We start from the raw sequence: 15,455 nt of genomic DNA, 5'->3' as shown, positions 1-15,455 counted from the left end.
AATATCGCCCGTCTGTAGGAGATGCAATTGAGCGTTCTTGATGAGAGCTATCAAGATTACCTGATCGCCCCCGACCCGTCGCGCGCGGGCTTGTCGCGCCGGGTTATGGGGCATGATGAAGCTGGTCAGCCGACCGAAATATCTGTTGTCGAAGAGCGACCGTTGACGATTTATCTCAACGCCCGCGAGATCGTTACCGCGATGACGATTGGCGATTACCCGGAATATCTGGCGCTTGGGTTTCTGGCCAATCAAGGGATGTTGGCGCCCGAGGATGAGGTGACCGGCGTCGATTATGACGAAGAGCTAGAGGTTGTGGTTGTCCGGACGGCCATCGAGACCGACCACGAGGCCAAGTTGGAGAAGAAAACCCGCACCAGCGGCTGCGCGGTCGGCACGGTGTTCGGCGATATGATGGCCGGGCTGGAGGGGTTGGACCTGCCCCAGGCGGAGCTTAGGACAAGCTGGCTGTATGCGCTCAGCCACAAGATCAACCGTACACCGTCGCTCTATCTGGAGGCAGGCGCGATCCATGGCACGGTACTCTGCCAAGGCGACCGGCCCTTGGTCTATATGGAAGATGTGGGTCGCCATAACGCGGTGGACAAAATCGCCGGATGGATGCGGGCCGAAGGCGTCAGCCCGGCGGATAAGATCCTCTACACAACCGGTCGGCTGACCTCGGAAATGGTGATCAAGACCGCCTTGATGGGCATCCCCGTCTTGGCGTCGCGCTCTGGCTTCACGGCTTGGGGCGTGGAGATCGCGCAAGAGGTTGGCTTGACGGTGATCGGGCGGCTGAAGGGTAAACGGTTTACCTGTCTTGCGGGGGAGGAGCGCTTGATCCGCGATGCGGATCTTGGCGCGGTGCCGGAGGAGGGGCGCAAACATCGGCGCAAAGGGGCCGAGGTATGAGCGTTCCGGGAGTGATCCTCGCTGGTGGCCTTGCGCGCCGGATGGGCGGCGGTGACAAAGGGCGGTTGATGCTGGGCGGCGAAAGTCTGATCCAGCGAGTGGTGGATCGGCTGCGCCCGCAGGTCAGCTCCCTGGCGCTAAACGCCAATGGCGACCCGGCACGGTTCGCCGATCTCGGCTTGCCGGTTTTGGCTGATGGCATCGCGGATTTCCCCGGGCCTTTGGCGGGCGTTTTGGCGGGGTTGGATTGGGCGGCCGCATTGGGGGCGAGCCATATTGTGACAGCCGCCGCCGACACACCGTATTTCCCGACCGATCTTGTTTCGCGATTGACCGACGCGGCGGCAACGGAGGGCTGCGAGATCGCCTTGGCGGCGACGCCGGGCGAGACCAAGACCTTGCGCCATCCGACATTCGGGCTTTGGCCGGTTACACTTCGCGACGATCTGCGCGAGGCCCTCGCGGGCGGGCTTCGCAAGGTTGTGCTCTGGACCGATCGCCATGGCGCGGCGACTGCGTTGTTCTCGGATCAGCCATTTGATCCATTTTTCAACGTCAACACACCAGATGATTTGGTGAAAGCGGAAGGGTTGCTGCAGTGAAAATCTGGGGTGTGACGGGGTGGAAGAATACGGGCAAGACCGGGCTCATGGAGCGACTGGTTTCTGAGTTCACGGGCCGGGGCCTGTCCGTTTCGACGTTGAAACATGCGCATCACAATTTCGATGTGGACCAGCCCGGCAAAGACAGCCATCGGCATCGGGTGGCGGGGGCGCAGCAGGTGCTCTTGGCCTCGGGTGCGCGCTGGGCTTTGATGAGCGAGTTGCGTGGCGCTGAGGAGCCGTCGCTCGACACGCTTTTGGCACAGCTTGCGCCGGTCGACTTGATCTTGGTCGAAGGCTATAAGCGCGAGCCGCATCCGAAGATCGAAGCGCATCGCGCGGCGGCCCGGAGTGAGCTGTTGGCACCCGGCGATCCGACCATCCGCGCGGTGGCCAGCGACAGCGCTCATGATCTGGATCGGCCGGTTTTTGACCTGAATGACACCGCTGCGATTGCTGATTTCATCGCGGCGGAGCTGTCATTGTGAGCGCTTTCGACACCATTGCGATTGTCGATTGGTCGGCGCGTTCGGCGCCGTCGCCTGCCAAGCCCACAAAAGATGCGATCTTCATCGCAGTGTCTCGTGCGCCAGAGCGTGCGCCCGACATCCGCTATCACCGCACGCGACAGGACGCGACAGAGGCTCTGATCGCGTTGATGGAGGAGGAGCTGCGTCTTGGGCGGCGGGTGCTGGCCGGGTTCGATTTCCCGTTTGGTTATCCCACCGGGTTCGCCCGTGCCGTGACTGGCAGTGATGATCCTTTCGCGCTTTGGGCCGATTTGGCCGCGCGGATTTCTGATCATCCTGACAATGCGAATAATCGCTTCGCGGTTGCGCGCGATCTGAACCGTTTTTTCCCGGGCCTGGGCCCGTTTTGGGGCTGCCCACCCGCTGCTGCCACGCCCGATCTGCCGGAGCGGGGCAGTTTGCGTCACGGCTACGGCCTGCCGGATCGGCGCGCGGTGGAGCGCCGCTTGCCGCGCGCCCAATCCTGCTGGAAGCTCTACACAACCGGATCTGTTGGCTCGCAGGTGTTGCTGGGCCTGCCGCGCCTGCATCAGCTGCGCATGCGGTTTGGCTCGGCCCTCTCGGTCAGCCCGTTTCAAGCGCCCAACACACCGATTGTTTTGGCGGAGATATACCCCTCCCTTCTGGCGGATCTGGTCACGGCCGAACGCCGGGCGGGGGAGATATTGGATGCCGCGCAAGTGCGCGTGCTGGCCGAGGCATTCCACCGTCTTCCTGCCGCCAAACTGACGGCGATGTTGCAGGAGGGCGACCGGGAGGAGGGCTGGATTGTCGGCCTGGACCACGAGGCAGAGTTGAAAGGTGCGCCATGTCTGAGTTAACGCCACCGCCGTTGAAAAACGATTGTTTCGCGCTGCCGCCAGGGGTGGATTGGACGCCGGTGCCCGAGGCCTTGGCGCGTCTGCGGGCGGCGTTGCACCCGGTCGTGGGGCGCGAGACCGCGCCACTTGCGCAGGCAAACGCGCGGGTCCTGGCGGCTGATTTGTTCGCGCTGAGATCGAACCCGCCGCAACCCAACGCGGCGGTCGATGGTTATGGTTTCGCTGGCGCGGCGACAGGCGATGGCCCGCAGATCTTGCCGCTCGCCGAGGGTCGTGCCGCAGCGGGGCAGCCATTTGACGGCGTGTTGCCGCCGGGCCAAGCCTTGCGCATCCTGACCGGGGCCGCCTTACCCGAAGGGGTCGACACGGTGGTGTTGGAGGAAGATTGCACCATTGGCGCGGATGCGATTGCGTTCCAAGGCCCGGTCAAACTGGGCGCAAACGCGCGGAAAGCTGGAGAAGACGTCACCGAAGGCGCGAAGGTTCTGTCTGCCGGCGCTCGGCTCCGCGCGCCCGATCTAGCGCTTCTTGCGGCGACGGGCCACGCAGAGGTTCCCGTGTTTCGCCGCCTGAAGGTTGCCGTGATTTCGACCGGTGATGAGTTGCGCGAGCCGGGGCAGGCGGCGGGCCTGGGGCAGATTTATGACGCCAATCGACCGATGTTGGCGGCGCTTCTGGAGGCGTGGGGCCATGAGGTGATTGATTTGGGCCGCCAGCCCGATGATCCATCCCAAATTCGCGCGGCGCTTGATGCGGGGGCGGATGCGGATGCGATCCTAACCTCGGGCGGGGCGTCTGCAGGTGACGAAGACCATATCTCGAAGCTTCTTAGCACCGAGGGCCAGCTTACGAGCTGGCGGATTGCCTTGAAGCCGGGCCGCCCGCTGGCCCTGGCCATGTGGCGAGGTAAGCCGGTCTTTGGCCTGCCGGGCAACCCGGTGGCAGCCTTGATCTGCACACTGATCTTTGCGCGGCCCGCGCTTAGCCTGCTATCAGGTGCCGGTTGGGCAGACCCGCTGCGCGTGACGGTGCCTGCCGCGTTTGCCAAATCGAAGAAACACGGGCGCGCCGAGTTTCTCCGCGCCCGGCTGACGCCGGAGGGTCATGCTGAGGTGTTCAAATCGGAGGGGTCGGGCCGGATCTCGGGGCTGAGTTGGGCCGAGGGGCTGGTAGAACTGCCCTTCGAGGCGATGGAGATCGCGCCCGGCACACCGGTGACATATCTGCCCTATGCCGGGTTCGGGTTTTAGGGTTAGTCGAAGGTTCCGGTCACCCGGCCCAGGAGCATGAAGGCGCGGGCGGTGCGGGTTTCCGCGAGGCGGGCAACCTCCTCGTCACTGGCATGTTTCTCGAACTCCAGGAACGTATGATCGAATTGGCGCAGGAAATGATGCACCGCGTCGCGAAACACGGGGTCCTGCTTCATTCGCCCTGCGGCCAGCGCCAAGGACGAGCGATCGTGGATGCCGCCCAGGGGGGCCACGGCGCGACCCCGGTCACCTTGCGCGAATTTCCGCCAAATCTCGGGCCGGGCGCGATCGGGCCGAAGATCGTCCATATAAATCCCGTCTTGCGACAGCAGCGTCAGCACATCCTGGCTGGCACGCACCAGACGCTCGGTTGAGCGATCTTCAAGGGCGCGGCGGAGCGTGCGAAACCCCTCTTTGTCATGCTCATTTTCCGGGAAGTTCAACGCTTTGACAAAATCGGCGACGGAGATTGGCTCTTTCAGGGCGTCCGCTGGCGTGCCAAGGCCGAGGCTTGCCTGATGCTCATCCAAGGCGGCGGGCGCGACGGCGGCGCGGGTCTCGGAGACCACGCCTTGCGCCCGCATTGATGTGAAGGTGGCGAGTTTCACATCCGTCGAGCGCTGAGCCTCGGCGATTTCCTCGAGCTTGCGCACCATCTCTGGCTTCATGTCCAGGGCACTGCGCTGCTGATTGTCCATATAGGCCGCGCGCATCGCATCAATGGAGCTTTGCAGCCGGGCGGCCTCTTCGCGCATCACCCGCGCTGTGCGTGCCGCCGATGCGGCGACCCAGATCAGGGCCACCGGCATCAAGATTGCCAGCATTGTCATCGCGAGTGTGGCACCGCCCGCCGCACCTTGACCTTCATCCATGCTTAGGAAAAACACCGCGACGGCACCGAGCCACAAAACTGTCAGCGCCAGGGCAATCACCTCAATCCCGGTGACACGCGGGCCAGAGGGGTCTTGCGCGTACACGCTAAGCTCCATCGGGACGGGCTGTTTCGGGTCAGACATCTTTAGGCGGCCCTGCTCACGGACAATCGGGACTCTGCGTCAGATATACGAGATTTTCATAATCTCATATGCCTTACTGCCGCCCGGTGTGTTCACTTCGACACTGTCACCTTCATCCTTGCCGATCAAGGCACGGGCCAGGGGCGACTTGATGTTCAGAAGGCCCTTCTCGATATCGGCCTCAGCCTCGCCGACGATCTGGTAGGTTTTCTCTTCATCAGTGTCTTCATCGACCAGTTCGACCGTCGCGCCGAATTTGATCGCGCCGGAAAGCGTTGCGGGGTCGATCACCTGCGCGAGGCCGATGGTCCCTTCCAACTCCTTGATCCGGCCCTCGATGAACGAGTGCTTCTCGCGGGCGGAATGATACTCCGCATTCTCCGACAAATCGCCATGCTCACGCGCCTCGGCAATCGCCTGAATGATCGCGGGGCGTTCGACGGTCCGCAGGTTTTTCAGCTCGTCACCCAGGGCGTCATAGCCCTTGGGGGTCATCGGAATTTTGTCCATGTGTCAGATCACATCGTTAAGAGGGGCGCGAGAGGCCCAAAAGCTAGACGTTAGGGCCTGTCTGCGGCTTGTTCAACGGGTTTTGGTTGATTTTGCGGCGTGTTTAGCTGCCGCCGGTGATGCCGGCCTCAACCGTGCCTGAGATGGTGATGCCCGGTTCGACAGGCGGCTCCGGCGGAATGGGGTCGCCATCCACGCCGCAGGCCGCCAAAAGGCCAAGCATCAGGATCGGAGCGATCAGACGGATCATTTCAACACCTCTTTCCAGCGGGCGATTTGGGCCCGTACTTGCGTCGGCGCGGTGCCGCCATAGGAGACACGCGAGGCGACCGAATTATGCACACCGAGAACGTCATAGACACTCTCAGTGATCCGCGCCTCGACGCTTTGCATTTGCGCCAGGCTCAGATCGGGCAGGTCGCATCCCGCATCTTCGGCCAGTTTGACCAAAGCGCCTGTGACATGATGGGCGTCGCGGAACGGCATGTCCAGCGTACGGACCAGCCAGTCGGCCAGATCGGTCGCGGTGGAGAAGCCGGAGGACGCGGCGGCCTCTAGGCTCTCGCGATTGGCGGTCATGTCGCCGACCATGCCGGTCATTGCGGCGAGCGCCAGCATCAGGTTGTCGGCAGCGTCGAAGACCTGTTCTTTGTCTTCCTGCATGTCCTTGGAATAGGTCAGCGGCAGGCCCTTCATCACCGTCAGAAGCGCCACATTCGCCCCGAGAATCCGGCCGATCTTGGCCCGGATCAGCTCGGCGGCGTCCGGGTTCTTCTTCTGCGGCATGATCGAGGAACCGGTGGAGAAGCGGTCAGACAGGGTCACGAAACGGAACTGCGCCGAAGACCAGATCACCAGTTCTTCGGCAAAGCGGGACAGGTGCATGGCGCAGATCGTGGCGCTGCTGAGAAATTCGAGCGCGAAATCCCGGTCGCTCACCGCATCAAGCGAGTTGGCGGCGGGCCGGTCAAAGCCGAGGGCCTTGGCCGTCATATCCCGGTCGATCGGGAAACTCGTGCCCGCCAGAGCCGCCGCGCCGAGGGGGGATTCGTTCATTCGCACCCGCGCATCGCGGAACCGGCTGAGATCGCGGCCAAACATCTCGACATAGGCCAGCATGTGATGGCCCCAAGTCACGGGCTGCGCGGTCTGAAGATGGGTGAAACCCGGCATCACCCAATCGGCACCCGCCTCCGCCTGCCCCAAGAGCGCTTGCATCAGCGCTTCCAGCCCGTCTATCGCGGCGTCCATCTGGTCACGGACCCAGAGTTTGAAATCGGTCGCCACCTGGTCATTCCGGCTGCGCGCGGTGTGGAGCCGCCCGGCAGGTTCGCCGACGATTTCTTTCAGGCGCGCCTCGACATTCATATGGATGTCTTCGAGCGCCGTCGAAAAGGCGAAATTTCCGCCCTCGATCTCTGACAAGACCGTGAGCAGCCCTTCCCGGATCGCTTCGGCATCTTTATCACTGACGATACCCTGTTGGGCCAACATCGCCGCATGGGCGCGAGAGCCGTCGATATCTTGGCGGGCCAGCCGTTTGTCGAAGCCGATCGAGGCGTTGATTGCCTCCATGATCGCGTCCGGCCCGGCGGCAAAGCGTCCGCCCCACATTGCGTTTGATTTTGTGTCCGTCATGTCGAGACCCCGAGCGAAAAGGACCGATAAGATGATCCGAGGCGTGATTTTCAGCGTGCTCTACATGGCCTTGGCTCTTGGTGCAAACGCCCAAGACCTCGAAGAGCTACGCGTCGGCGATATGCGCGGCTTGGTGTTCCATGCAGAGCCGGTGCCGGTCTCGGAGACGCCGTTTATCGATATGGATGATGTCGAATATCAGCTTTCGGATTTGCAGGGGCGCTACATTCTGTTGAATTTCTGGGCAACGTGGTGTGCGCCTTGCCGCCACGAGATGCCTTATCTCAACACGCTACAGCATGAGTTGGGTGGCGAGGATTTCAAAGTCGTGACCCTGGCCACTGGGCGGAACCCGCTGCCAGCGATTCGGCGGTTTTTTGAGGAGACTGGGATTGATGCCCTTCCGATGTATCGCGATCCAGGTCAGACGATTGCGCGGGAGATGGGCGTCTTCGGCCTGCCGATCACGGTGATCTTGAACCCAGAGGGGCAAGAAATCGCCCGCCTGCGCGGGGATGCGGATTGGGCCAGCGCCGAAGCTATCGCGCTCTTGCGGGCGCTGATCGCTGCGGAGAGCTAGGCACCGGAAAACGCACGTTTTCCGGACCGGTTTCTCGAGAAATCGGGCGCCTATCGCGCCAAGGCTTTGACCCTTTCATGGGCGGGGCAGGTGACAAGGTGGTCGTTCACGAGCCCCATGGCCTGCATCGCGGCATAGACGATGGTTGGCCCGCAAAATCGGAACCCCGCCTTTTTTAAGTCTTTGGAGATCTGCGTGCTGAGCGGCGTGTGGCCGGGCACGTCAGCGAGGCTGCTCCAGCAATTCTGGATTGGCTTGCCGCCAACATAATCCCAAAGAAACCGGTCGAACCCCTGCGCTTGCTCAATGACCTGCCATGCCCGCGCATTGCCAATCGTCGCCTCGATCTTGCCGCGATGGCGGATGATCCCTTCGTCCTGTAGCAGGCGCGACACCTCCGCCTCGCCCCAGGTCGCGATTTCGTTTGGATCGAAGCCGTTGAACGCCGCACGGAAATTGTCCCGTTTTTTCAGGATCGTGATCCAGCTCAATCCGGCCTGAAACCCATCAAGGATCAGCTTCTCCCAAAGGGCGCGGCTGTCATATTCCGGCACACCCCATTCGTTGTCGTGGTAAGCGACATAGATCGGGTCCGTCCCGCACCAGCCACAACGACCGTCATTTTCCGTCATTCCGCGCTCGCACCTTCAAAGAATTAGAACAAAATGTGAATATCTATCCCTTCCTAGGAAGTTCTGCCCCCGCATATCAAGAGGCTTGCTGCGAAAGCCGCGATGCGTCAGCGGAGCAGCGGTGGCCTTTTGGATGTAGCGCGCAAGATGTGTCGCGATTTTGTGGATGCGAACTGTCATGATACCGACTTTCCGACCGGCCCCTACATCTTAAGGTTGAAGCCTATCGCCAACTGAGACACCGTGTCAGTTGTGGGAAGTCCGGTGAGTGCCTATGACCGGCCCGACCGCAGCCTGTTTCCGCGGAGGCACTTTAAGCCTGCTCGCCTCTGCACCGGCCCAATTTGAAAGGGATTTGCCTCATGACCAATGTCGTCATCGCCTCTGCCGCCCGTACACCCGTTGGAAGTTTTCTTGGCTCCTTTGCCAACACGCCAGCCCATGATCTTGGTCGTGCAGTGCTGGAAGAGCTGGTGGCGCGGGCTGGTGTGGATAAATCCGACGTCTCCGAGACGATCCTTGGTCAGGTCTTGACCGCCGCCCAGGGGCAAAACCCGGCGCGTCAGGCCCATATCAACGCGGGTTTCCCGCAGGAGAGCGCTGCCTGGGGGATCAACCAGGTCTGCGGGTCCGGATTGCGGGCCGTGGCGCTTGGTGCGCAGCATATCATGCTAGGCGATGCAAGCATTGTTGCCGCGGGCGGGCAGGAAAACATGTCGATGTCGCCCCATGCGGCCCCGCTGCGGCAGGGTCAGAAAATGGGCGATATGAAGTATATCGACACCATGATCCGCGACGGGCTGTGGGATGCCTTTAATGGCTACCATATGGGGCAAACCGCCGAAAACGTTGCCGAGAAATGGCAGATCTCGCGCGATATGCAGGATGAATTCGCAGTCGGGTCGCAAAACAAAGCCGAAGCCGCGCAGAATGCGGGCAAATTCGAAGATGAGATCGTGCCCTTCACCATTTCCACCCGGAAGGGGGACATCGTTGTCGATAAGGATGAGTATATCCGCCACGGCGCGACCATGGAGGCGATGCAGAAACTGCGCCCCGCTTTCACCAAGGATGGCAGCGTGACGGCGGCCAATGCCTCTGGCCTGAATGATGGCGCGGCAGGTGCGCTGTTGATGTCGGCCGATGAGGCGGAGAAGCGCGGGATCGAGCCGCTGGCGCGGATCGCGAGCTATGCCACGGCCGGGCTCGACCCGTCGATCATGGGCGTCGGCCCGATCTATGCCTCGCGCAAAGCGCTGGAGAAAGCCGGTTGGAAGGTTGATGATCTGGACCTAGTCGAGGCCAACGAGGCCTTCGCCGCGCAGGCCTGTGCGGTCAACAAAGACATGGGGTGGGACCCGGCGATTGTGAACGTCAATGGCGGCGCGATTGCCATCGGTCACCCGATTGGGGCGTCTGGCGCGCGGGTTCTAAACACGCTTCTGTTCGAAATGAAGCGCCGCGACGCCAAGAAAGGCCTTGCCACGCTTTGCATCGGCGGAGGCATGGGCGTTGCCATGTGCCTTGAGCGCCCCTGATCCAAATCATGGCGGGGCCACTGCGCTCCGCCTACTCACCCCATAACGTCCGGTAAATCGGGCACCCAAATCCTGGAGGAGACAAACGATGGGACGTGTTGCATTGGTCACCGGCGGCAGCCGCGGCATTGGTGAAGCGATTTCGAAAAAACTGAAGGCGGATGGGTACGATGTTGCCGCAACATATGCGGGCAATGACGAAGCCGCCGCGGCCTTCACCGCCGAAACCGGCATCAAGACCTACAAGTGGAATGTTGCTGATTATGAGGCCTCTGCAGCCGGTATCGCGCAGGTCGAAGCCGATCTGGGCCCGATCGAGGTGGTCGTCGCCAATGCAGGCATCACCCGCGATGCCCCGTTCCATAAGATGACGCCGGAGCAGTGGACCCAGGTGATCGACACCAATCTTACCGGCGTCTTCAACACCGTCCATCCGGTTTGGCCCGGCATGCGAGAACGGAAGTTCGGGCGCGTGATCGTCATTTCCTCGATCAATGGCCAAAAGGGCCAGTTCGCCCAAGTGAACTATGCCGCGACCAAGGCGGGTGACTTGGGGATTGTGAAATCCCTGGCGCAAGAAGGTGCCCGCGCTGGCATCACGGCCAACGCGGTTTGCCCGGGCTACATCGGTACGGAAATGGTGCGCGCGATCCCGGAGAAAGTGCTGAACGAGGTCATCATTCCGCAGATCCCGGCGGGTCGTTTGGGCGAGCCGGAAGAGATCGCGCGCTGCGTTGCCTTCCTGGCCTCCGACGATGCAGGGTTCATCAACGGATCGACCATCTCAGCGAACGGGGCTCAGTTCTTCGTCTAAGAGCTGTTCAACCAAACTTATTCGGCCGGGTGCATCATGTGCCCGGCCGTTTTCGTTTCGGACCGGCTGAACAACCGTTGAACCAAGTGGCGCAGAGCTGCGCCGCGTGCGGCATGGGCTTCGTTAAAAGCGGCTTTGGCAGTGGGGTTTGCGGTGATCTGGAACATCGGGGCCTCCTGAGGGCAAGTGTCTCTGAACTGTCCTCAACATGCGCCCTAGAATGAAAACACACAAACGAGACTTTCCCTTGGTTCAGTTAAGCTGTATTTAACTGAGCATGCCTGATCGCCTGCCCCCACTGACCGCCCTCCGCGCCTTTGACGCCGCCGCACGCCATATGAGCTTTGCGAAAGCGGCGGATGAGCTCCATGTCACACCTGCGGCGTTGAGCTTTCAGATCAAATCCCTCGAAGACCATTTGGGCGCACCGCTCTTCCGGCGGCTCAATCGCGCTGTCGAGCTGACGGAGGCAGGGAAGACTTTAGCGGTCGGGACGGAGCCCGGCTTCGACACGCTTCGCAATGCTTGGCGCAATGTGACTCGGGCGCTTGAGAGCAATACGTTAACGGTCACGGCGGGCCCGGCCTTTACGGCGAAATGGCTGGCACCGCGATTGTTTCATTTTGCGCAGGCGTATCCAGAGATCGAATTGAGATTTGCCGCGACGTTTCGCATTTTGGATTTTGACCGGGATGATGTGGATGTCGCGATCCGGTTTGGCATGGGGGGCCGCGAGAGTGCGGCGCTTTTCTCCAAGCCGATCATCAATGACTGGGTGACGCCGATGATGCATCCCGCTTTGGCGGAGCGATATCCGGACCTCGCCAGCTTAACCCGCGCCCCCCTCCTGGATCAGGAGGACACGCGGTTTTTGAAGCCGCCGTTGGACTGGCCCGCGTGGTTCCGTGCGGCGGGCTTGGATACGGCCCCGGAGATATCCGCGAGCTTCAATCAGGCGGATCATGCCATCGATGCCGCGGCGGCGGGCGGCGGCGTTGTGTTGGGGCGGGTGTCTTTGACGGAAAGGGATCTGATGGAGGGGCGGCTGGTCATGCCGTTTCCCCTCGCCCTGACCACCGAGGCGCATTACCGCTTCGTCTGTCCCAAAGGTGCGGAAACGCGGCCCCACGTGGCAGCGTTTCTAGCTTGGTTAGAGGCTGAGGCACAATCGCTCCATGCCTACCGCGAGGGACGGGTGTTCGTCCCCGCGGCGGATGTGGCCGATTGAAACGGGGCTTTCGCTGACGCCCCGTGAAGGTCTGCGCGGCTTAGCCGTCGAGGCGGCTGATTTCTTCTTTTAGGCGCAGTTTCTGCTTTTTGAGGTCTCGAATAGCAAGTTCGTCCACACCGGGACTGCGCTGCGCTTCTTCCACTCGTTCAGAGAGGTTTTCATGCTTTTTCCGCAGTTCCTGAAGATGGGCGCCTAGCGACATCCGTCGTCCTCCTCTCAATATGACATTTGGATGACTATGGGAGCATAGGTTTTGAGTCGTGTCACGCAGCAGTTTCGATAGGATACGTCAAATCGGGTGGGATTTCGGTGGATAACTCCAATCCACCGCTGCCGCATCCCGCAGAATCGCCTTGGCGATTGGCGCATAGTCATCGCCATCCCGTTCATGCGTTTCGCCCTCATGCAGGATCATTGGGGCCAGCAAGGTAAAGGGTCCGCGCCCAGATTTCTGCGCTTTGAGCAGGACGCGGCGGGCGGGTCGACCAAAGCGTGACGCCAGGGGCAGCACATGGGTCGTGCCGAAATTGGGGGCCAATGCGGTGAGGACGTCGGGCAGGCGGTCTGCCGCTTGGATCATGGTGAGCCAGCCTTTGGGCGCCAGACGTCGCGCCGCGATGTCCGTCCAATCTGCAAGCGGTGTGTCTTCGCGAAGCGCGGCCTCCCGCCCCTGGTCGGCGGCGGCTGTCCCGCCGCCTGTGGCGTAGTAGGGGGGATTGGCGATGATATGGTCGAAGCTTTCTTGTCGAAGAGCGCGCGGCAGCGCGGTCAGATCCGCCGTGATCACTTGCATTTCTAACCCGGCATCGCCAGCGTTTCGACGGGCCAACTCGGCGTAATCCGCTTGTCGTTCGACACCGATGAGGTGGAGGCCCGGCATCCGCGCGGCAAGACAGAGGCTGGCCACGCCCGCGCCACATCCAAGCTCCAACACGCGCGCGCCAGCTTGTGCGCCACATGCAGCGGCCAAAAACACCGGGTCGGTCGCCGCGCGATAGCCGGATTTGGGTTGCCAGGCCTGCACCCGCTCGCCCAAAAACGCGTCGCGCGTCAGGTTTGCCTCGGCAAACATCTCAATCCGTCACGTGAATGTCGTTGTCGCGCAACACGGCGCGGGCGGTGAATGCATCTTCGCGCCGAACCATCAAACGGCGCGGTAGAATGCCGATGGAGCCTTCGAGCACGCTCATATGGACGTCCATCTCGAACACCTCTATATCCTCGCCAGATAGGAGCGCCGAGGCGAAGGCGATGATCGTTGGGTCATTGCTGCGCAGAATTTCTTGCATAATCGGCATTTAGGCATGCATGTGGCGCTTGTCGAGAGAGGGGATGATCGACCATGAGCCTAGATGAAGCCAGCACCAAGCCGCATGATCGGTTGCGCAGCTATCTGGCGGATGATCTTGATGCGGTGAACGGGTTGATCCGGGCGCGCATGGCTTCGGACCATGCGCCGCGTATCCCCGAAGTCACGGCGCATCTGGTCGAGGCGGGCGGCAAACGCATTCGCCCGATGATGACTTTGGCGGCGGCGCGGATGTGTGGCTATGACGGCGATGCGCATCAAAAATTGGCGGCGACCGTTGAGTTCATCCATACCGCGACCCTGCTCCATGATGATGTGGTTGACGAAAGCGGCCAGCGGCGCGGGCGACCGACGGCGAACCTACTTTGGGACAACAAAAGCAGCGTCTTGGTGGGCGACTACCTCTTTGCGCGGGCGTTTCAATTGATGGTGGAGACCGAGTCGCTCACCGTGCTCAACATCCTGTCCAATGCGGCGGCGGTGATCGCTGAGGGCGAGGTCTTGCAGATGACGGCGGCGCAGAGCTTGGCCACGACCGAAGAGATTTATACCCAGGTGATCCGGGGGAAGACGGCGGCTCTGTTCGAGGCTGCGACCGAGGTTGGTGGCGTGATTTCCGGTGCACCAGAGGCGCAGGTGCGGGCGCTGGCCACCTATGGCGATGCGTTGGGGATGAGCTTTCAGATTGTCGATGATTTGCTTGATTGGGGTGGGGCATCGGGCGCAATGGGCAAGAATGTTGGCGATGATTTCCGCGAACGAAAGCTCACCTTGCCGGTGATCCGCGCGGTTGCGCGGGGGGATGAGACCGAGCGGGCTTTCTGGACCCGGACGATCGAGAAAGGCCGCCAGGAAGAGGGCGATCTGGAGCAGGCGATGACGTTGCTGCAGCGCCATGGCGTGTTGGAAGAAACCCGCGATGAGGCGTTGCGCTATGCCGGTTTGGCGAAAGAGGCGATGGCAGAGATGCCGGACCACCCGTTGCGCGACATGCTGGCCGACTTGGCAGATTATGTGGTTGCGCGAGTGAGCTAGGGCCTGCGCCGCTTTTTCATTTTTATCAATTAGTTAACATGCCTTTCCGCTGTTTGTTCGAGTGTCCGCGATGAAGGTGCCATTTCAGTGTCATCTGCGACGATTCTGCAGGCGGGTTAGGCGGCCTATCGCGGCGTTGCGATAGATTAAGGACACTCAGATGCGCGGAGGGCAGGGTGTCATTGCATTTGGCGGAAGGGTTCCAATGAAGATCTCGATCATCATCTGTTTTGTCCTCTTGGCGACCGTCATCTTTGCTGTGCTGATCTTGGCGCGGGGCTTCACGGCAGAGGTGGCGCGGCAGGAGGCGATGATCCGTGCGGCCCTAACGCCCGAGGCGCGTGATCCGGAAGAAATCCCCGAGCTCATGCGGCGTTTTGCGGAACGGAGTTTGGCCGGGCAGGGTGGTATGCCGCGCGCCGTTCGCCTGACGCAGGAGGCCCGGATGCTGCAGGGCGAAAACTGGTCAACCATGACCGCCCGACAGCATATCGCCATCGCCGAACCAGGCTTCGTCTGGGTGGCAGACGGCGCGGGCTGGCCCCTTCCTTTGGTGCGGGTGATCGACCGATTTACCGATGGCGCAGGTCTATTGGAAGTGCGGCTGCTTGGGGCGATCAGGGTGGCGCGGTTCGATGGGCCGGAGGCCGATATCGGCGAGGCGATGCGGTATCTGGTCGAGCTCCCCTGGGCGCCGGATGCGATCTTGTCGAACCGATCCATCATCTGGCGGGCGATTGACGCCAATACGGTTGAGGCCGCTTTGCCGCTGTCCCCCCCCCGGCTGTTGTGCAGTTTCGTTTCGATGATGCGGGCGACATTGTGGAGGTCTTCGCCGAGGGCCGCCCGGATGTATCGAGTGGTCAAACGGTCCTTCGGGCGTGGCGCGGTGTGTTCTCGGAATATGGCGAGATCGGCGGGCGCAGTGTGCCGCGCGCCGGGGAAGTCGGTTATGTCGATGACGGAATCTATGCGCCGTATTTTCGGGGGCGCATCACGTCTTTTGAGATGTTGAGATAGCGGGCGTGTGGATT

Annotated in this window: 20 protein-coding genes and 1 pseudogene; 12 read left to right on the top strand and 9 right to left on the bottom strand. The window is 61.6% G+C overall.

Going from position 1 to position 15,455, the window contains the following annotated elements; all coding sequences use genetic code 11:
* The first annotated feature begins 21 nt into the window (after positions 1-21).
* The 5 genes from GTF44_RS15055 to glp are packed head-to-tail and all read left to right on the top strand — an operon-like array spanning position 22 to position 4,118.
* The gene (locus GTF44_RS15055) at positions 22-915 is read left to right on the top strand and encodes a formate dehydrogenase accessory sulfurtransferase FdhD (RefSeq protein WP_171560334.1); all 894 of its coding nucleotides are present in this window, start codon (positions 22-24) and stop codon (positions 913-915) included.
* On the top strand, positions 912-1,517 hold the full coding sequence (gene mobA / locus GTF44_RS15050; protein ID WP_171560336.1) for a molybdenum cofactor guanylyltransferase MobA: 606 nt from the start codon (positions 912-914) through the stop codon (positions 1,515-1,517). Before GTF44_RS15055 ends, mobA begins: the two co-directional genes overlap by 4 nt.
* Positions 1,514-2,005, top strand: a complete 492-nt coding sequence (mobB, locus tag GTF44_RS15045) for a molybdopterin-guanine dinucleotide biosynthesis protein B (protein ID WP_171560339.1) — start codon at positions 1,514-1,516, stop codon at positions 2,003-2,005. The genes mobA and mobB overlap by 4 nt, the downstream gene beginning before the upstream one ends.
* Entirely contained in the window at positions 2,002-2,868 is an 867-nt protein-coding gene (locus tag GTF44_RS15040) for a molybdopterin guanine dinucleotide synthesis (RefSeq protein ID WP_171560342.1), read from the top strand. The genes mobB and GTF44_RS15040 overlap by 4 nt, the downstream gene beginning before the upstream one ends.
* A complete protein-coding gene (glp, locus tag GTF44_RS15035; RefSeq protein ID WP_171560344.1) occupies positions 2,856-4,118 on the top strand; it encodes a gephyrin-like molybdotransferase Glp in 1,263 nt (420 codons plus the stop codon). Before GTF44_RS15040 ends, glp begins: the two co-directional genes overlap by 13 nt.
* Positions 4,119-4,120: 2 nt before the next feature.
* Here glp and GTF44_RS15030 read toward each other — a convergent pair whose 3' ends face one another.
* The 4 genes from GTF44_RS15030 to argH form a co-directional block, all read right to left on the bottom strand.
* The gene (locus GTF44_RS15030) at positions 4,121-5,134 is read right to left on the bottom strand and encodes a hypothetical protein (protein ID WP_171560347.1); all 1,014 of its coding nucleotides are present in this window, start codon (positions 5,132-5,134) and stop codon (positions 4,121-4,123) included.
* Between the two features lie 39 nt (positions 5,135-5,173).
* Positions 5,174-5,644, bottom strand: a complete 471-nt coding sequence (gene greA / locus GTF44_RS15025; RefSeq protein ID WP_171560350.1) for a transcription elongation factor GreA — start codon at positions 5,642-5,644, stop codon at positions 5,174-5,176.
* Between the two features lie 103 nt (positions 5,645-5,747).
* Complete coding sequence (locus GTF44_RS15020) at positions 5,748-5,894, bottom strand: argininosuccinate lyase (RefSeq protein ID WP_145214718.1); 147 nt, start codon at positions 5,892-5,894, stop codon at positions 5,748-5,750.
* On the bottom strand, positions 5,891-7,282 hold the full coding sequence (gene argH / locus GTF44_RS15015) for an argininosuccinate lyase (RefSeq protein WP_171560352.1): 1,392 nt from the start codon (positions 7,280-7,282) through the stop codon (positions 5,891-5,893). The genes GTF44_RS15020 and argH overlap by 4 nt, the downstream gene beginning before the upstream one ends.
* A 31-nt stretch (positions 7,283-7,313) precedes the next feature.
* Here argH and GTF44_RS15010 point away from each other — a divergent pair, with 31 nt between their 5' ends.
* Positions 7,314-7,862 (top strand): TlpA disulfide reductase family protein, encoded by a 549-nt coding sequence (locus tag GTF44_RS15010; protein WP_171560355.1) that lies wholly within the window; start codon positions 7,314-7,316, stop codon positions 7,860-7,862.
* A gap of 50 nt (positions 7,863-7,912) precedes the next feature.
* Here the strand turns inward: GTF44_RS15010 and GTF44_RS15005 are convergent, their stop codons facing one another.
* A complete protein-coding gene (locus GTF44_RS15005) occupies positions 7,913-8,494 on the bottom strand; it encodes a DNA-3-methyladenine glycosylase I (protein ID WP_171560357.1) in 582 nt (193 codons plus the stop codon).
* A gap of 362 nt (positions 8,495-8,856) precedes the next feature.
* On the opposite strand from GTF44_RS15005, the gene GTF44_RS15000 reads away from it, so the two are divergent.
* Both GTF44_RS15000 and phbB read left to right on the top strand, forming a co-directional pair.
* Positions 8,857-10,032: an acetyl-CoA C-acetyltransferase gene (locus GTF44_RS15000; protein WP_171560360.1), complete on the top strand. Its 1,176-nt coding sequence runs from the start codon at positions 8,857-8,859 to the stop codon at positions 10,030-10,032.
* A gap of 88 nt (positions 10,033-10,120) precedes the next feature.
* Entirely contained in the window at positions 10,121-10,846 is a 726-nt protein-coding gene (gene phbB, locus GTF44_RS14995; RefSeq protein WP_145214729.1) for an acetoacetyl-CoA reductase, read from the top strand.
* 17 nt (positions 10,847-10,863) lie between these two features.
* Here the strand turns inward: phbB and GTF44_RS14990 are convergent, their stop codons facing one another.
* On the bottom strand, positions 10,864-11,013 hold the full coding sequence (locus GTF44_RS14990) for a hypothetical protein (protein WP_171560363.1): 150 nt from the start codon (positions 11,011-11,013) through the stop codon (positions 10,864-10,866).
* 110 nt (positions 11,014-11,123) lie between these two features.
* On the opposite strand from GTF44_RS14990, the gene gcvA reads away from it, so the two are divergent.
* Positions 11,124-12,074: a transcriptional regulator GcvA gene (gene gcvA / locus GTF44_RS14985; protein ID WP_171560366.1), complete on the top strand. Its 951-nt coding sequence runs from the start codon at positions 11,124-11,126 to the stop codon at positions 12,072-12,074.
* Between the two features lie 40 nt (positions 12,075-12,114).
* Here the strand turns inward: gcvA and GTF44_RS14980 are convergent, their stop codons facing one another.
* From GTF44_RS14980 to GTF44_RS14970, 3 genes are all read right to left on the bottom strand, one after another.
* On the bottom strand, positions 12,115-12,279 hold the full coding sequence (locus tag GTF44_RS14980; protein ID WP_145214733.1) for a YdcH family protein: 165 nt from the start codon (positions 12,277-12,279) through the stop codon (positions 12,115-12,117).
* 87 nt (positions 12,280-12,366) lie between these two features.
* On the bottom strand, positions 12,367-13,149 hold the full coding sequence (locus GTF44_RS14975; RefSeq protein ID WP_171560369.1) for a tRNA1(Val) (adenine(37)-N6)-methyltransferase: 783 nt from the start codon (positions 13,147-13,149) through the stop codon (positions 12,367-12,369).
* A 1-nt stretch (position 13,150) separates the two neighbouring features.
* Positions 13,151-13,366, bottom strand: coding sequence for a DUF2007 domain-containing protein (locus tag GTF44_RS14970; protein WP_145214737.1), 216 nt, complete (start codon positions 13,364-13,366; stop codon positions 13,151-13,153).
* Between the two features lie 53 nt (positions 13,367-13,419).
* Between GTF44_RS14970 and GTF44_RS14965 the strand changes: the two genes are divergently transcribed.
* The 3 genes and pseudogenes from GTF44_RS14965 (at position 13,420) to GTF44_RS22565 (ending at position 15,441) form a co-directional block, all read left to right on the top strand.
* Complete coding sequence (locus tag GTF44_RS14965; RefSeq protein WP_171560373.1) at positions 13,420-14,421, top strand: polyprenyl synthetase family protein; 1,002 nt, start codon at positions 13,420-13,422, stop codon at positions 14,419-14,421.
* A 160-nt stretch (positions 14,422-14,581) separates the two neighbouring features.
* Positions 14,582-15,175 (top strand): annotated as a pseudogene (locus tag GTF44_RS14960) (DUF6544 family protein); the annotation flags it as partial.
* Between the two features lie 35 nt (positions 15,176-15,210).
* A complete protein-coding gene (locus tag GTF44_RS22565; RefSeq protein WP_367383379.1) occupies positions 15,211-15,441 on the top strand; it encodes a DUF6544 family protein in 231 nt (76 codons plus the stop codon).
* Positions 15,442-15,455 lie beyond the last annotated feature (14 nt).

This window comes from Roseobacter sp. HKCCD6576-2, from assembly GCF_013179285.1.
Lineage (GTDB): Bacteria > Pseudomonadota > Alphaproteobacteria > Rhodobacterales > Rhodobacteraceae > Rhodophyticola > Rhodophyticola oceani.
This window is presented reverse-complemented; position numbering and strand designations above follow the sequence as displayed.